The 17,749-nt window shown below is 39.1% G+C and carries 14 protein-coding genes and 2 pseudogenes; 13 read left to right on the forward strand and 3 right to left on the reverse strand.

The features are described 5' to 3' along the window. Positions 1-54 precede the first annotated feature (54 nt). Complete coding sequence (locus F885_RS18690; protein WP_005205604.1) at positions 55-522, forward strand: hypothetical protein; 468 nt, start codon at positions 55-57, stop codon at positions 520-522. 26 nt (positions 523-548) lie between these two features. On the opposite strand, the gene F885_RS18685 is transcribed toward F885_RS18690, so the two are convergent. Beyond that, positions 549-1,046, reverse strand: a complete 498-nt coding sequence (locus F885_RS18685; protein ID WP_005191215.1) for a hypothetical protein — start codon at positions 1,044-1,046, stop codon at positions 549-551. A 109-nt stretch (positions 1,047-1,155) separates the two neighbouring features. On the opposite strand from F885_RS18685, the gene F885_RS18680 reads away from it, so the two are divergent. Together F885_RS18680 and F885_RS18675 are read left to right on the forward strand one after the other, a co-directional pair. Beyond that, positions 1,156-1,692, forward strand: a complete 537-nt coding sequence (locus F885_RS18680; protein WP_005312523.1) for a GNAT family N-acetyltransferase — start codon at positions 1,156-1,158, stop codon at positions 1,690-1,692. Between the two features lie 187 nt (positions 1,693-1,879). Next, positions 1,880-2,329, forward strand: a complete 450-nt coding sequence (locus F885_RS18675) for a hypothetical protein (protein ID WP_004804833.1) — start codon at positions 1,880-1,882, stop codon at positions 2,327-2,329. Positions 2,330-2,424: 95 nt separating this feature from the next. On the opposite strand, the gene F885_RS18670 is transcribed toward F885_RS18675, so the two are convergent. Further along, entirely contained in the window at positions 2,425-3,105 is a 681-nt protein-coding gene (locus tag F885_RS18670) for a hypothetical protein (RefSeq protein ID WP_005312525.1), read from the reverse strand. A 264-nt stretch (positions 3,106-3,369) separates the two neighbouring features. On the opposite strand from F885_RS18670, the gene apbC reads away from it, so the two are divergent. Together apbC and F885_RS18660 are read left to right on the forward strand one after the other, a co-directional pair. Next, positions 3,370-4,599, forward strand: a complete 1,230-nt coding sequence (gene apbC, locus F885_RS18665) for an iron-sulfur cluster carrier protein ApbC (protein ID WP_005205594.1) — start codon at positions 3,370-3,372, stop codon at positions 4,597-4,599. A 146-nt stretch (positions 4,600-4,745) separates the two neighbouring features. Next, positions 4,746-5,624: a 5'-methylthioadenosine/S-adenosylhomocysteine nucleosidase gene (locus F885_RS18660; protein ID WP_005312528.1), complete on the forward strand. Its 879-nt coding sequence runs from the start codon at positions 4,746-4,748 to the stop codon at positions 5,622-5,624. 24 nt (positions 5,625-5,648) lie between these two features. Here the strand turns inward: F885_RS18660 and F885_RS18655 are convergent, their stop codons facing one another. Further along, positions 5,649-6,206 carry a DUF2062 domain-containing protein gene (locus F885_RS18655; protein WP_032858878.1) on the reverse strand — a complete coding sequence of 186 codons (558 nt, stop codon included), beginning with the start codon at positions 6,204-6,206 and terminating at the stop codon, positions 5,649-5,651. A 316-nt stretch (positions 6,207-6,522) separates the two neighbouring features. Here F885_RS18655 and F885_RS18650 point away from each other — a divergent pair, with 316 nt between their 5' ends. The 8 genes and pseudogenes from F885_RS18650 to F885_RS18610 all read left to right on the forward strand — a co-directional run bounded on the left by F885_RS18650 (position 6,523) and on the right by F885_RS18610 (position 17,728). After that, positions 6,523-7,116: a LysE family translocator gene (locus F885_RS18650; RefSeq protein WP_005312531.1), complete on the forward strand. Its 594-nt coding sequence runs from the start codon at positions 6,523-6,525 to the stop codon at positions 7,114-7,116. Positions 7,117-7,222: 106 nt separating this feature from the next. After that, entirely contained in the window at positions 7,223-7,792 is a 570-nt protein-coding gene (gene dcd / locus F885_RS18645; RefSeq protein ID WP_003653416.1) for a dCTP deaminase, read from the forward strand. A gap of 359 nt (positions 7,793-8,151) precedes the next feature. Then, a complete protein-coding gene (locus F885_RS18640) occupies positions 8,152-11,118 on the forward strand; it encodes a two-partner secretion domain-containing protein (RefSeq protein ID WP_005312533.1) in 2,967 nt (988 codons plus the stop codon). Positions 11,119-11,204: 86 nt separating this feature from the next. Beyond that, positions 11,205-11,612, forward strand: a pseudogene (locus tag F885_RS18635) (POTRA domain-containing protein); the annotation flags it as partial. 77 nt (positions 11,613-11,689) lie between these two features. Further along, positions 11,690-12,834, forward strand: a protein-coding gene (locus tag F885_RS20435; protein ID WP_085944219.1) for an IS3 family transposase whose coding sequence is annotated in 2 segments (ribosomal slippage) — positions 11,690-11,954 and positions 11,954-12,834 — 1,146 coding nt in all. Because the reading frame shifts where the segments join, the coding sequence is not laid out codon by codon here. A gap of 58 nt (positions 12,835-12,892) precedes the next feature. Further along, positions 12,893-14,194, forward strand: a pseudogene (locus F885_RS18620) (ShlB/FhaC/HecB family hemolysin secretion/activation protein); the annotation flags it as partial. A gap of 420 nt (positions 14,195-14,614) precedes the next feature. Beyond that, positions 14,615-16,957, forward strand: a complete 2,343-nt coding sequence (locus tag F885_RS18615) for a hypothetical protein (protein WP_005205582.1) — start codon at positions 14,615-14,617, stop codon at positions 16,955-16,957. 12 nt (positions 16,958-16,969) lie between these two features. Next, positions 16,970-17,728, forward strand: coding sequence for a DUF6160 family protein (locus F885_RS18610; RefSeq protein ID WP_005205580.1), 759 nt, complete (start codon positions 16,970-16,972; stop codon positions 17,726-17,728). Positions 17,729-17,749 lie beyond the last annotated feature (21 nt).

Here is a 17,749-nt window from a genome sequence, read left to right on the forward strand (position 1 = left end):
ACACATTTCCTTTACTGATAATGGCTGCATGCTCAATAAATAAAGGAACCAACCATGAGATCTTGGCATTTGCTTTGTGCATCTTTTTGCGCAAGTGTGGCATCGGTTTTTAGTTTTGTGATTCCCTATTGTTTGTTCTTAAACTTTCAACAAAACCATTTATTGCATGTGGTCAGCAATGCGATGCAAGTGATGCTATATCTCACTCCATTTCTGATCGTGCTTGCTTTTATCTTCTACGTTATTGTTTTATCAATATTGAAATTACCCAGCAAAATTTTTGATTTGGCGCAGTTTTTAAAAGTCAGTTTGGTCTTTTTTACGGGGTGGATGTGCTTAGTGCTGCTGATTTTATTAGAAGATCAAGTGAATGGCTTTGATTTTGAAACATTGGCCATGAGTCTTTTCATTTTTGTTGCGGTTTTGCCTGTGCTTGCATTGGGTTGTATCAGCGCCAATAGTTATTATGTATTGATATGCAAAAAGAAGTATGGCGATTTAAATCAATTTGAGAGGATCTAGAGCAGGAGAGTATGCATCCCGAAGGATTACATACTCTGCATTTGTTTTACAGTAACACTATGCTTTGAATTTTTTCTTAAAGAGATAATCTTTCCTTTAGATAGGAAATGGATGTGATAGCTCTTTAAGCCGTCCGTTTTCGGATCAAGGGTAATTTCAGCAAACATTGGCGTCTGCCAAAGTTCATCACTGCCCAAAGTTCCTAACCATGCTTGTGCTTTTAGTGCCACCGTAAATTCATCTTTGAATTCAAGCTCAGTAATACTCAGTTCACTGCACCAATGTTCGGTTTTAGGAAATTCAGCTTTAGAAAATTTCCAGCAGATCGTAAGCGCTAGACTGCTTTCAACAGGTGCTTTATCATCACTTTGCTGATGAATCACTGGAATTAACTGTTCAGCAAGATCTTTTTCAAACGAAAGAATCATGTTTTGGATTCTTCTTTTACTTGAAAGTATGTACTTCAAACGTTTTTCTTGGGCTTGAAGTTCCTGCTGAATTTCTAAGAGTTCATTTTCATTCATATTAGGTAATTCTGACAACGAGGTCTATGATTGAGATATTGCGGAAGTATATCCGAACTATCTCCTTATATTGTTAATAGTTTTTAATACAAATTTATTGGTTGCAAAAATGATCGAAACTGCACGATTACGCTTAAGACAATGGCAAGCAGAGGACTATGCATCCTTTGCCGCAATGGGCACCAATCCACAGGTGATGGAATATTTCCCTAAACTCCTGACTCGAGCAGAAAGCGATGCCATGATTGATAAAATGAAATCGATTATTGAAGCACAAGGCTGGGGCTTATGGGCGGTTGAATTAAAGAACAATCAACAGTTTATTGGTTTTGTTGGTTTGCATGATCAACCGACACAATTTTCATTTTCGCCGTGTGTGGAAATTGGATGGCGACTCGATCAAGCCTATTGGGGACAAGGTTATGCACCAGAAGCTGCCCAAGCGGCACTTGCATTTGCTTTTGATCAATTGAAACTGGAGAAAGTCGTTGCATTTACCACGTTAGAAAATGCCAAGTCACAAGCTGTGATGCGAAAATTAAATATGAAAAAAGTATCGGAGTTTCAGCATCCCGCTTTAGCCTCAGAGCATCCCTTAAGCTGGCATGTGCTGTATGAGATTCTACGATCTGATTTTGTTGAATAAATGAGATGTTATTCATTTATATGATTTTTATATCTAAAAATTAAAAGCTTTATCAATCCGCAATCAATTGAATCTTCCTGTATCCCATTTGTTTCAATTTGCAGCAATGGGCAAAAAAAAACTTCAAACACGGTATAACTAAGATTGATCCAAACAATATGTTTTTTACCTATAGTGAGGAAATATCATGACAAACGAAAAACTTGATGAATTAAAAGACCAAGCAGCAGAATTGGGTAATGACTTAAAATACAAAGCAAAAGAAGCTCAGCTACAAGGTGAAAAAGCAGTGGATGACTTAAAACACTCCGCCGAGGAGCTTAAGTTAAAAGGCGAAAAAGCCCTTGATGATTTAAAGAAAGATGTCTCTGAGCAAAATGCAGAAGGTAAAGAGGCAGTTTCATCTAAAGTGGATGATCTCAAAGCCAAACTTGAAGATACCCAACATGCGGTTCAAGATAAGTTTGATCACTTTAAAGAAGAAGCTGGCCATAAACTGGATGATGCCAAAGCCAAAGCCTCTGAGTTGAAAGATGAAGCTGCTGCAAAGTTTGATGATCTAAAAGCTCAAGCAAGCCATAAACTGGATGATTTAAAGAAAGCTGCAACGGATACGATCAATAAATTCAAAGGTTAAGCTTGCTAATCTCGTGATCGATTGAAGATCTTCCTCAAACATAGGCAAACTATGTTTGAGGATTTTTATTTGAATATTTTTTAAATGGGTTTCGATCAGGCCGTACAAATAAATCGTACTGGCTGATTAATAGGCATATCAATGTAGTGTTGGCGTTCGAGATCGAAAATCTTGTAAAAGGGCTGAGTACGTTTTTGATCAGGAAAAAGCTGATTCATTAATAAGTTTTCTAAGGATGGCTGAGTTTCTTGGAGGTGTATTTTTCCTTCTTTATCGATGTAGAGTTTGACATTCAACCTGAACGATTCACCCTCTAATGGAACACTTTTTTGTAAAAGCAAACAGGCCATTTCAGTTAAGGATGACGGTGCGGCAACCCGTCGAATACGTTGTATAACAGCTTGATCTTGCATGGAAATAAAATAATAGACTTGCTCATAGTTTGAGAATAGGCGTTGGTTATTGTGATCACGTTGTTCTGCCGAAGTCTCCTGAATGGGTAAATCCTCTGGCTTTATCAGTTGCGCAAGCGCTAAAGCATGCCGATTAAGTCGCTCTGAGTTGCTTGCCTTAAATAATTGAATCTTTAATCCATTTTTTTCTGGGCTGATTCTAATTGATATCTTAATTTCAGACGAAGGGGTTTGCTCTTTTTGTTTATTTACCACGATTTCTGTTTGTGGCGGCAATTGATAAACAGCACGATTAATCGATTCTTGGGCGAATAGCGGGAAGCAAGCAAATAAACTGCCAATCATCAAATAATATCGTGTCATTGAACACTCCCAAGTGAAGCATAAACATCATGTGACTCTGCATATGATGAAAGCGTAATCCCATATTTTTCATGGTCGATATGATCAGCTTAACAAGATATCCCGTTCCTGTGAAAAGTATCAGTTGCTGAAGATTGAAATTTAAAGCAGAAAAGTTGCTATAAAAAATGAGCAATTATCTGCTTTGATATGAGCGTCAATTCTTCAATACTGCTAAACTAACCAAACTCAGTGAAATGTTGATCTGTTTTTGGAGTAAACAAAATGTCGTGGCTTTCTTCCTTAAAATCTGTTTTTTCACCAGCACAAGAAGTGAAGGAAGACGAGATTCAAACAGTTCTACAAAATTATGTACTGCCACATTCAGACAATGCGTTAAAAGAACGCATTAGCCAAGTGAATGTACAAGGCCGTATTTTACAACTTACAGTGAATACCTTTCCTGAAGAAAAAGATCATTTACAGCAGATCCATGATGAGCTGGCTGAAGCCTTGGAAAAATGCGGTATCCAAGAGTTAAATTTACATATTATCCAACAAAAACATGCGGCGCATGGTGAAGCAGGTCATAGTTGCTCATCGAAGCCAAAAGCAGAAAACAGCAATTTACCTCCTGTGATGGATGCATCACCTAAAGTAGAAGCCGATCCGAATAATCCCCCGATTCAAAAAGCTGCACCACAACAACGTGATGTGGCTGCACATCCACGTATCCAAAATGTGATTCTGGTTTCTTCGGGTAAGGGTGGTGTAGGTAAATCAACGACTACGGTCAACCTTGCACTTGCATTGCAACAACTTGGTCTAAAAGTTGGTGTGTTGGATGCCGATATTTACGGACCAAGTATCCCAACCATGTTGGGCAATGCGGGCAGAACCCCACAGATTGAAAATGAACACTTTGTACCTTTAGATGCTTACGGCATGGCGGTACTGTCGATTGGGCATTTAATTGGTGCACACAATACACCTGTGGCATGGCGTGGTCCGAAAGCAACTGGTGCGTTGATGCAGTTGTTCAATCAGACTCTATGGCCTGATCTAGATGTGCTGGTGATTGATATGCCACCCGGTACAGGCGATATTCAGCTGACTTTGGCGCAACGTATTCCTGTGACGGGTGCAGTGATTGTCACCACGCCGCAAAATGTTGCGTTGATGGACGCAACCAAGGGTATTGAATTATTTAATAAAGTGAATATTCCAGTACTCGGTGTGATTGAGAATATGTCGACGCATATCTGTTCAAATTGTGGTCATGAAGAGCAAATTTTTGGTACAGGCGGTGGTGATCAGTTATCTGAGCAATATCATATTCCTTTGCTTGGTCATTTACCTTTAGATGCCAAAATTCGTGAACATGCAGATCAAGGCACACCAAGTGTGATCGCAAAGGATGCAGCCGCAGACAGTTATCTCAATATTGCACAAGCCGTGTTGCAACAAATGGAGAAGTTACCCAAACGTCAGAAAGACGATAAGCGTATCTTCTAAAATGCTTAAAAACCCAGCATATCCTGCTGGGTTTTTACTATTTGATTAAAATAAGTTTTTATTTTTACGCTTTAAAAATAAATTAAAAAAATAAAAAATGGTATGTTGCTTGCTTATCACTTGTTTTGATTTTTGAGTATAGATCGATGATGCAATTTAAAAGCCTGATGGGTATTGTCAGTGTTTGTGCAGCTTTAGTTTTAAGTGGCTGTAATGGAGATAATTCTTCAAATAGTAATAACCAAGTACAGGAAAAACCAAAATTACAGCCGATTGTGATCCAAGGTGCATTACCTGTTGAATCAGAGCGAATGGCATCAAAACTAGAAAATGTCAGTGTAGAAACCATTGGTGGCTGGAAATTCTGGAAAGGCACCTATAAAGGTTATCCAATGGTGATCTCTAAAACCCGGATGGGGATGAGCAACTCGGCCGCAGCGACAGCCATTGCAATTCAGCATTATCAACCGATTGCGATTATCAATCAGGGCACCTCAGGTGGACATGATCCAGACCTCAAGGTGTTTGATATTGTATTAGGCAAATACACCACCAATATTGGTGCATTTAAAACGCCAAATAAACCGATTGGTGGTGGTTCAAATGCGTTGGAATGGAATGAAGCATTTGATGTATTACCAGAGGACGAGTCTGATCCAGAACCGATTGCGATTCGTAAATTCGAAGGGGATAAGGAATTACTGGTCGCCGCGTATAAAGCTAAAGTGCATTACAGCAAAGGACAAGTGGTCGAAGGCACCATCGGTTCAGCAGACACGTGGAATAATGAACTCGATCGTATCAACTTTTTCCATACCAAATACGGAACCTCTGTAGAAGAAATGGAAGCGGCATCGGTGGCTCAAATTGCGCAACAGTTCAAAGTACCATTCCTTGGGGTGCGTATCTTATCGAACAATATTACCAATAATGGTGCCTATGACCCTGCAACAGGTGAAGCGTGTCAGGACTATGCACTTGAGGTCGCGGAGCAATATATGAAGGCGAAAGCAGAGGCTAAATAATGAATGTGATCGAGAAGAAATCATTTAGATGGTTTCTTCTCTCTGTTGTTTTTCTCGTTTGCGCCAGCTGCGAATCACGATCCAGCGCCACATTAGGTGAGTCGCTAGATAAAATAAAATGGCAAATAAAACAGCTTCAATGATTAGACCTGAAACTAAAATTTTGGCCAAACTAAAATCAATATGACCATGTCCAAAGTTCTTAATCCAGTTTAGAATTTGATGCAGAACACCAAGTAGCATCTCTTTGTTTATCATATTGACGTGATAAATTTTTGTCCCAAACCAAAAGCCTAAATACAGAATTGGCACCACGGTAAAAGGATTGGTGAGCCAAGCCATACAGAGGCCAATTGGTAAATTTACTTCAAAAAATAATACCGTCAGAATAATAAACAGACTATGAAAGGGGACGGGTAAAATCCCCCAGAAGGTGCCAATAAACATGGCTTTTGCAATCGAGCGACGATTCACATACCAAAGCAATGGATTTAAGGCGCGATCGCCAAAAATTTTCATCAGCTTTAAGCTCGCGACTTTCTCTGATGAAGGCAGCCACTTGTGAAAGAATTGCTTAGGCATAAACGCGGAAATAGACCCAATAGGACAGATAGATAGGAAATTGTATAGAAAATAACACGATTTACTTAGTGAAAACTTAAAATCACTTCAGACATTATCGCATTAAAATCAAGCCCAAGATGAATAGCTTACATTTATTGTATTTTAAATAGACGCTATTTATGCAGTGACTGTTGAGTAGAGTAGGCTTGAAATCTATAAAATAAATATAAAACAGCTATTTAACTTGCATTTGGTCATAACTGTTTACAGTTAATTTTTTGCTATGGCTTGTGAATTGGATTAATCTGAAACGATCTTCTAGTGAGGTCATTCAATGATTTCATGGTTCTTTATTGGTTTAGTCATTACCATTCTGTTGACGCCTGGTCCGACCAATACCTTATTGGCATCTTCGGGGATTCAAGTTGGATTACGCAAATCTTTACTCTTGATTCCAGCAGAAGCAATTGGCTATATCATTGCAATTAGTGCATGGGGCATGCTGATTGGTAAAGTCTCTACAACTTTGCCTGCATTGCCTATCTTTTTGAAATTATTAAGTGCAGGTTATATCGTCTTTCTTGCGATTAAATTATGGCGCACTGCGAACCAAGAAGTGGCTTTAAATCAACCAACGATTCGACCTAGAGAATTGTTATGCGCGACCTTGCTCAATCCTAAAGCACTGTTATTTGCTTCAGCGATTTTTCCTGTTGCAGCATGGAAAAGCCAAGAGATTTATATGGCACATATGAGTACTTTTGTCTGTTTGATTTTGCCAATTGCATTATTCTGGATTTCAGTTGGTGCCATGTTAGCAACGAATAAAGTTGCATGGTTGTCTCAATCAAAATTACAGCGTACTGCATCTGTCGTACTTATGGCTTTTGCCATCCCAATTAGCTACTCAGCATTAATCAATTTATAACTTTGACAGCGTTATCCACATAACAGGATAGTGCTGTTGTTTTCATTGATACCATTTTACGTTAAAGTACTCGCCAATTATTAACTTCGTCTATGGATAAAAAGTCATGGCAATAAAATCTGATCGTTGGATTCGTGAAATGAGCGAAAAACACGGCATGATTGAACCTTATGCAGAGAATCAAGTTCGTTTTGATGAAAACGGAGAAAAGTTGATTTCTTATGGGGTATCGAGCTATGGCTACGATGTCCGTTGTGCGCGCGAATTTAAGGTGTTTACCAACGTTCATTCAGCGATTGTTGACCCAAAGAACTTCGATGATAAAAGCTTTATCGATATCGAATCTGATGTGTGCATTATTCCACCAAACTCATTTGCTTTAGCGCGTACCATCGAATACTTCCGTATTCCACGAAATGTTCTTACGGTTTGTTTGGGTAAATCGACTTATGCGCGTTGCGGAATCATTGTAAACGTAACGCCGTTAGAACCTGAGTGGGAAGGTCATGTTACCCTAGAGTTCTCAAATACAACCAATTTGCCAGCGCGTATTTATGCAGGTGAAGGTGTTGCACAAATGTTGTTCTTTGAAAGCGATGAAGTGTGTGAAACATCATATAAAGATCGTGGTGGTAAATACCAAGGTCAAACAGGTGTGACTTTACCGAAGACCTAATTATTAATCGTTAAAATTTTTAACCATTGATCATTGGGTCAATGGTTAATACCCTCTCAGTAAAAGTTAAATATAATGCTTATCACATCATCATAAATCGTATCGTTTTTAACGAATAATAATCCTTAAATTTTTAGTATTTCCTTATTTTTAATCAATTAGATTTATCCATCTAAATAAAATGTTCTACGTCTCGTTCTCTTTAAATTCAAGATAAGCACTCACCTGTGATTTATGCGATTGCTTGATGATGTTTTAACCATTGGTCAGGAAAATATACAAATTAATCAAATAATAAAAAAGATATGCTAAAAATAAATCGCAATTTTTTAAAATATTAAGAACAGGTGGGGATAATTGTGAATAAGATCTATCAAGTGGTATGGAATGCGACACATCTTTGCTGGCAAGCCGTGAGTGAGAAGGCCAAAGGTGGCGTTGTTGCAATGCAATCAACAACAAAAATCAAATCTAAAACCGCAGTTGCTCATACAGCAAAACTAGCAGCATTCTTTGCGGTGAATGTATTGAGTGCAAGTATTGTTTTTGCAGGACCAACAGGTGGCGTGGTTAGCTCTGGAACAGCGAGCATTTCAAGCGCAGGTACCACCACCACGATTAACCAGTCCACCGCAAAAGCTGCAATTGACTGGAGCAGCTTTTCCACCAATAGCAATGAAATTGTGAATTTCGTGCAACCGAATAGCAGCTCGATTACCTTAAACCGCGTTACAGGTACAAGTGCATCCAACTTAAATGGTCAGTTAAATGCCAATGGACAAGTGTTTATTATTAACCCGAATGGGGTGTTATTTGGCAGTACTTCACAGGTGAATACCGCGGGTTTAGTGGCATCGACTTTAAACCTGAGTAATGCTGATTTTAATAACAATCTATTTAATTTTAACAATCCTACCAATAACAAAACTGTTGAGAACCGCGGCAAAATCACGGTACCAACAGGCGGTACAGTTGCCTTAATTGCTCCGACTGTAAAACAGACTGGAACGATCAAAGCACCGCAAGGCAATGTATTATTGGCAGCAGGCGGTGATATTACCCTGAATCTAAATAATGGTAGTTTGTTGGGTTACACCATTAATCAAGGTAAAGCACAGGCCTTGATTAACTCAGGCGGAATGATTCAGGCCGATGGCGGTAAAGTGATCCTTACTGCAAAAGGGATTGATGAATTAAGTAATGCGGTGGTGAATAGTGTTGGGGTGATTCAAGCACAAACGGTGAATAATGTTCGTGGTGTGATTGAGCTCGGCAGTGATTTAAGCAGTGGTAAGGTAAATGTTAGCGGTACCTTAGATGCATCAGCCCCGAACGGTGGCAATGGTGGGCAGATTAAAACCTCTGCGGCAGAAGTAAATATCAATTCTGGTACCAATATCACGACACAGCGAAATAGCACGAGCAGCTTACCGCCGACCACCAGTGGCTGGGAGTTGAAAGCCAAAAATGTCGATGTCGATTTCTTTGGTGGTAGTGTCAGCAGTACCACTTTGGGTGATGCTTTAAACAAAGGCAATGTCACTTTGAATGCGATGGGTACAGCAGAAGGCCAAGGCAATATTAATATCAATGACGAAAGCAGTTGGAATGCCAATACTGCGCTGACACTAACCGCAACTAAAGATATTAACTTTAATAGTGATTTGGATTTAAGTGGAGATAAAGCCAAACTCGCCATGAATTATGGAGCTGGTTCGGATTACAACTTAAATAATGGCGCCAAGATTAATATCAGCGGTTCATCACCGACGTTGTTGATTAATGGAAGTTCTTACATTGTGATCAATGACCTAGGCGAAGAAGGTGATGCCAATATCAATACCTTGCAGGGGATGAACAATAACCTGACTGGGAATTATGCCTTGGGCAGTAATATTGATGCCTCAGATACGGTCAATTGGAATGGTGGTAAGGGATTCGAAGCGATTGGTCAGCTACCTATTAAAGTTGATGGTGGATTACCAGAAGGCGGCATCGATCCAGAACTTTCAATTTTCCAAGGGAATTTTCATGGCTTAGGGCATCAGATTGATGGTTTAACCATTAATCAACCCCAACCGAATTGGGGACCAATCAATGATCAGGTTGCGATTCCTCAAGGTCTCTTTAGTGTTTCTTCGGGAGTGTTGAGAGATGTTGGTCTTACCAATGTGTCAATGAAAGGGCACGCTTATATGGGAGCACTCACTGGACTACATTTGAGTGGCGATATTAAAAATGCCTATAGTACAGGTCAAGTTTATGGCTTGTACTATATTGGAGGTTTAATTGGTGCTGCTGGTGGGCAAGATATTAATGCAAATCCAAGTAAAATTAGCCAAAGTTATTCACAGGCGAATGTGAAAGGTATTTTGGGTGTTGGTGGTTTAGCAGGCGGGAGTGTCTTTCCTCTTTATGATAGTTACGCCACAGGTAATATTTCTTTGTCAGATCTTACAATGACGGCTGAACAAGAACAAAATCTCGATCCTAATTACACTGCGGGGTTTGGCGCTGGAGGATTAGTTGGTAGTGGTGTAGGTATTTATAATAGTTATGCTACAGGGAATATCTTAACGGGTGCATATGTAAATGGAAATTGGCATCCTGAGCTTGGTTTTGGTGGTGCAGGTGGTTTAATTGGGCTATTGGGAGCTCAGGAAAATAGCTCACATCATATTGACCAAAGCTTTGCGACAGGTAATATCAACGGATTATTGGGTTTGGGGGGATTGGTCGGTGTGACAGTCTATAGAAGCTCGGACCAGACTCCTCGTTTATATATTAATAATAGCTATGCAACAGGTGATGTAATAACAAATGGTGCTGTTAAAGGTACGCAAGTTGGTGGTCTAGTGGGCGCAAATGCATCGCAGAATATTATTAATAGTAGCTATGCTATGGGTAAGGTTAAAGGGGATATTGAAGTTGGTGGTTTAGTTGGGAATAATTATGGAGGTATTGTTACAAATTCATATTCAACTAGTGTAGTGGAGGGGGAAACCTCTGTCGGAGGGCTAATTGGTTACAACAATGGAACGGTTGAAAATAGTTATTCAAATGGAGCTGTAACTGGGGTAAATCATGTCGGGGGGCTTATTGGAGATGACCCTTATGCTAATGGTATAGTCATTAATAGCTACTGGAATACTGAAACCTCAGGTCAATCTACCAGCGCGGGTGGTATTGGAAAAACCACAGCAGAACTGCAAAAAATTCTGACTTTTTCAGGGTGGGATATTGCCGATGCTTCTGATCCAAATTCAACTTCGACATGGGTGATTGATGAAGATAATGCAACCCCATGGCTCCGTTATAATCATTAAGATTAAAAGAGATTATTAAGATATAAGATCAGAGGCTTAGGCCTCTGGTCTTAAATAATAAGATATTGATTAAATTTAGAGAAATAATGAAATTTTATTTATATAAACAAGCAGGGATATGCAATAGAACACTCCTTCAAGTAATGGGAGCAGCTAGTATTCTAGTCGTTGCTTCTACTGTTGTTCATGCTGAAGTTGTGATTCCTGATAGTGGTACCATTACCAAGCAATTAGGTCCTGAACAATTCAAAGAAACACCCAAAACAGACCAACAGTACTTTGGCGCTGATTCATCGCAGCAAAATTACAGTCAAGATAAAACCCCTATTTGGGTCACAAAAGTCCAGATAGAAGGGAATCAACAAATTGCTACAGCAGTTTTACATGATTTAGTCAAACCACTGGAAAATAAAAATAATGTACTGGCTGATTTACAGCTTAGCGCAGAACGAATCACCCAATACTATAAAAAACAGGGTTACTTTTTGGCGAAAGAGAGGTGGATCAGGAAATTTGAACAACACTTATAAGTGATATTTTGCTCCCCAAATGATGTTATAAACATCAATATATGGAGTATTTTATGGCACGTAGACCAAGAAGAAATCATTCAAATGATTTTAAAGCTAAGGTAGCACTTGCTGCGATTAAAGCAGAAAAAACACTTGCTGAATTGAGTGCTGAATTTGATGTTCATCAAAACCAAATTATCGACTGGAAAAATCAACTGATTTCAGCTTCCTCGCAAGCTTTCGATCAATCAAAAGCTCCAACAGAACCACCCATCGATCTAAAAAAACTACATGCAAAAATCGGTGAGCAGGCATTAGAAATTGATTTTTTAGAAGGTGTGTTGAAGAAACTGGGCCGCTTCAACCACAAAAGTTAATCGATGACTCACTTCAGATTTCAGTATCTAAGCAAGCTCAGCTGCTGAAAGTCTCCCGTGGTTGTTATTACTATCGCCCAAAACCTGTGAGTGCATCAGATCTGAAGCTGATGCGGTGTATGGATGAGTTACATATGCAATACCCTTTTGCAGGTAGCCGTATGATGCGTGATTTGTTGAATCGTCAAGGACATCATATAGGACGACGTCATACACGTACTTTAATGAAGAAAATGGGCATTAATGCGTTATATTGCAAACCAAATTTAAGCCAGGCTAATCAAGCTCACCGCAAATATCCATATCTGCTCAAAGGATTGGCTATTCAGCGCAGTAATCAAGTGTGGTCTACGGATATAACGTATATCCCTATGGCAAAAGGCTTTGTTTATTTATGTGCTGTGATTGATTGGCATAGCCGCAAGGTACTTGCGCATAGAGTATCGATTAGTATGGAGGTTACATTTTGCATAGAAACATTAAATGAAGCTATTGAAAAATATGGTCGACCTGAAATATTTAATACAGACCAAGGCAGTCAGTTTACCAGTGATGCATTTATTGATGTATTGAAATCAAATGACATCCAAATCAGCATGGATGGTAAAGGTCGATGGGTTGATAATGTGATGGTTGAACGATTATGGCGGAGCGTTAAATATGAAGAGGTGTATCTCAAAGCCTACAGCAATGTTTTGGATGCGAAGAAGCAATTAAACGCATATTTTGAATTTTATAATTTGAAACGACCTCATTCGAGTCTGGACAAAATGACTCCAGATGAGTTTTACTATGACCAGCTACCACAACAAAATAAGGTAGCTTAACTAGAGCAGAGTATCACTTATAAATAAGCTTTTAGTTGTTCAAACATGTGGGACCACCTCTAAAGCCTATCTACCCAAACAAAAATTAGAAAATGGAATATTGGTGATCCGAGTACTCGAAGGACAACTCGGTCAAGTTCTTTTAAATAACCAGTCTAAAATCAAAGATACAACCATTAAGCGCTTTACTGATCAAATTCCTCATCATCAGGCGTTACAACAACAGCAAAGTAATCAGACCTTGCTACTTATTTCAGACCTAGCAGGTGTAGGGCAAATTCAGGCAAACCTACAGGCAGGCGAACAGACTGGGCAAACTGATCTTGTTTTGGATATTCTAGGACAGCCAACTTGGCTTGGACGAATTGGTATTGATAATTCTGGAAGTAGTTATACAGGCAAATATCGACTTTCAAGCTATCTCGAAAGTAATAGTTTATTGGGATATGGAGAGAAGCTATCTGCTCAATTACTCGGAAGCAATCAAGACTTGGTTTCAGGTAGTTTAAATGCTCGGTTTCCTGTAACAGGAACGGGTCTATGGCTGGGCGGTGGTTATAGTAGAACTGAATATGAACTGGGTGAACAATTTAAGCAATTAGATGCTACAGGAACTTCTGAAAACTATAATGTAAACCTCATTTATCCATTGATCCGAAGTCAAAAGACGAATTTGAATTTGAAGCTGCTGGCTGAAAAAAGAAAGTTATTTGATGAAATTGCGGCCACGAATACAGAGACATCCAAACAGATAGAGGCGAGTCGGATCTCACTCAATTTTAGCCGAATGGATGATTGGGGAATTGGAGATGCCAAAGGTGGTATTAATCAATTTGAGTTGATCACGACGATTGGCAATCTGAACATACAAAGCCCATCAGCCTTAAATATAGATCGCTTATCTGCAAAGACCCAAGGGAGTTTCAATAAATATGAACTTAAGCTTTCCAGACAGCAAAGATTAACGGCATCTTCATGGTTGACCAATGAGTTATATGGACAACTTGCATCTAAGAACCTCGATTCCGCCGAGAAATTTTCCTTGAACCAAATGCGTGCTTATCCAGCAGCAGAAGGACTTGGAGATCAAGGTTGGGGGGCATCGATTAATTTTTATTATCAACTAACACCATGGCTAAATACTTATTTATTCCAAGATGTTGGACGAATGCAGCAAAACAAAAATCCATATCTTAGTGATAGAAATACTCGCAATTTGGCAAGTACAGGGATTGGTTTTGGCGGTGGCTATCAAGACTTTGATTATAATGCGACACTCGCATGGCGAAATACTTCAGCTGCGAAAAGCGACAAGGATCAGCAACCTCGATTGCAGTTTGGCATTGGGTGGCGGTTTTAGTTGCGAATTTAGCACCTGATTTTATCTGAGAAGTGTTGAGGCAGGGTTTTGCACATAGTAGTGTCAATCGTAGCTTAACTAGAGTTCAATCTGGTAATTACATTTTGCAACAATCATCTGGATTTGACAGATGCTGAAATTTTACTTTATAGGAAATTAATAAGCAGATAAAAATCATTAGTATGGAAAAGTTTAAGTGCGTTCATCTTTTCTTTCACTCATCGGAAAATACGCCGTTTACCTAAATTATTTTGCTTTTGTGTAAATTATCAGCATAATGAAGAATGAGATTATGTAGGCATATTGTCTGCCCATGAGTGAAGCGTGAATACGATTTTCCTTATAGTTTGTAGGGATTCACTCTAAAGGATGTTAGAAAAAGAATGATGATGCGGAGCATCGGGTAATAGGAAGGTCAAGATGACTAGATCAACTTCTACGGTTTTGTTTAAAAGAACTGTTTTAGCAAGTTTTATTAGCTTATGTGTAAGTCAATCTATTTTTGCACTACAAGAAATTTCTGATGATGCTTTAAGTGAAACAACAGGTGAGGGGATTGCATTCCTACCAGAAGGTTTTTCTATGCGTATGAATGGCGCAGATGATGTGAAGGATACAGGTTATCTGCGTTTGATTCCAATTGGTCCATTGCAAGGAAATAAAAGAACAGGAACTCCTGGAAATTATACTTACACACCAAACTATACTTACAATACAACCGATGGCGAAGTGTATGACGCAAATGGTGCTGTTATTAGAAAGGCGGATATCTTTTTATATGGTTTAAATTTGTCACAATCAAATGTTGCATGGGGAGCTGGAAGAACTTCAGCTAATTGGGATATGAGTTTTGGTCGTCCAATTAATAGTTGGGGAACTGCAAACAACCCTTGGATTTTTCAAACTAACACCGACAAAGTTCAACAGTTTAATGATACCGCGACAGGTCGTGATGTAACCTACTTTAATTTTGAAGCACCTTTGTATAAAACCTTAACTTCTGCAAATAATTATAATGATATTAATGCTTTGACTGATGCTGAAAAGTCAGCGTATAACTTGAGACTTAGCTTGTGGGGTGATGCATTTATGCGTGATGCCAATATTGCTGAGGGCACAAAGATTGCAGATGCTTATAATGGTTTAAGTAACCAGTTGCGTTTTAATATGGTGTGGGATGGTTTTAGTGTAAACGGTTCGAATTTTAAAATGTTTCGAACTTTAGATGGTGTTATTGGTGGAAATACAACAGCCCAAGCTGGTTTAAGTAAGGCATATAATAATACTTTGGGGATGGCCGCAACGTTACGCCTAAATTCAATGCCAACACAAGGTTCGGATTACCGTGCAATAGTCGATACAACTACAACAAGAACTTGGCAAACCTATGATGCTAGTTCGATTGGATTTAAGGCCAATGCCTTTACTGCAACAGAATTAGCGCAATTAAAAGCGGGTAATTTTAGCTCTATTGGCGGAACAAATAAGGTTGTTATTTCGGATGGAACGGGTAATGTTCCTGTCGGTACGGTGATGTGGAATGGTCCGGTAAGCTTAACAACACCTGGCACAAATAATCCAAGTGTAATCAATGTTGCAAATCCAGCAGATAATTTAGTTATTAAATCTTATGTTCCACTGGGCAACAGTCAAGGAAATGCCACAGTTGATGATGCCAGTCCACGTTTAGTCAGGGGGACAGGAGCTAATCGGATTTGGGAAAATTACCGTATTTATAAGCAATCTGATGGTTCTTCTGCTTGGTCAATCAAAGCAATTTGTGGTGCAGCAGCAGGGAATACAGGGCAATCAAGTACAACTAGTTCAAATAATCCTGGTCAATGCGTGACACAAGAAGGGTTTCGTGTTGTAACAGCAAAAGCGAGTAGTACGAATAGCTGGAAACTTCCAGACAGTGCGAAAAAAAGTATGCTCAGAATCAATGCTGAGACTGTGCTCAATGCGGCAGGTAATGATTATGTAACCAATACCCCTGCACTTGGAGGTAGTGCTCCAAGTTTTGATAGTAGTAAAGGTTTATTTATATATGGTTTAAATGCCAATATTGTTCTGGGGACATTGTATCAACCTGTGATTTTTGATGCCAAAGGTGGAAACTTTAGTATTGAGGTAACACGTATACCAAATGATGTAGACGTTTATAGTAAAATTTATACACGCTATGATTTTGATAATGGCTTAAATGGCGCAACAATACCAGATTCAGGTGTGAGCTATTTGGGTTCAACCTGTAATATTTATCGTTGTAGTGGAGCAAATAGTGGCAATCCAAATAATATTTCATTAGGTGGTGTTAACTATCAAACCAGCGGTGCTACACATAGTAGTATTACCATTGGCTCTACGAATTATGATGCAACGAAAAACTTACTTTCGGCATACAATGGCGTAGACGCATTTGGTATTTCATTTGGTGAATTGCAAGATGCAACCAATTTAACCAGCGAAAACCAGATTGACTATATACAAACTCTTCAACGACGACGTTGTGCAAGCAGTAATTGTGCATCTGGCAATTGGAATCCATCGGGAACAGGTGCTTGGCAAAATTGGACACAGACGTCTAAAACGAATTTTACTCAAAATACCAACTCTCAAATTGTAGGTCGCCAAACCAATGTTCCAACAACATTTCCAAGTAGTTTAAGTTCAGCGCAGACAGTTGCAAATAATATGGGTTCAGCAGTAATTGATGGTTTATTGATTCAGCATTTAAAACTGACCACGACTGGTATTAATTAAGGAGCAAGTAGGATGAAAGGATATCACTCATTATTTGCTTTATGTGCACTATTACTTGCTAACCCAAGTTTTGCAGAATTAAGTGATTTAACAGATGCTGAATTACAAACGATGACGGGACAAGCTGGAGCAGATCTCAATTTAGCCTTTAACTTAAACCAAAATAAGATCACGGGAGCAGCTCCAAGCACAACCTTGTTAGCCATGTATGACCCTGCGCGTACACCTCAGTTTGACACTTCTCTGTGCCGAAAGGATGCATTAGAGTTTTGTCGTTTAGCAATTGCATTGAATAACCGTTCTGTAGATGTATCCGGTAATCCACTTGGTACCAATGCAGGGAAAAAGCAATGGATTACTTTTAAAGGGATTCAAGGCACTGTCAATATTCCAAAATTAGGAATAGATGGGGTGGATGTCTCTTATGGCAGTGTAACAAAAGCCGCTTTAATGTTTAGTTTTGATCCTAAAGTTCCCATTCAAGTGCGAAATCTTGGGTTTCAGTCACTCGCAATTGAAAACGATGCGGATGCAAATGCGGATGCAACACCAACTCCAACAGGTTCGAATACTTCAACTCGTGGTTACTTAAATAAGGGGCAATATACAGCGAGTGATGGTGCTTTTGATGCTAATAATCCTAACTATACCGAGGCTACAAGTGTAGGGCGTGAAAAGGGCTTTTTAGGTGTCAACATGAATGCCAATTTATCGATGACAGGTTCAATTAAAATGTTTAGTTGCGCTGGTGGTACACACCCTCGTTGTTAAAATAAAAATAAGGAAGCATTG

The organism is Acinetobacter higginsii (assembly GCF_000369845.1).
GTDB classification, from domain to species: Bacteria; Pseudomonadota; Gammaproteobacteria; order Pseudomonadales; family Moraxellaceae; genus Acinetobacter; species Acinetobacter higginsii.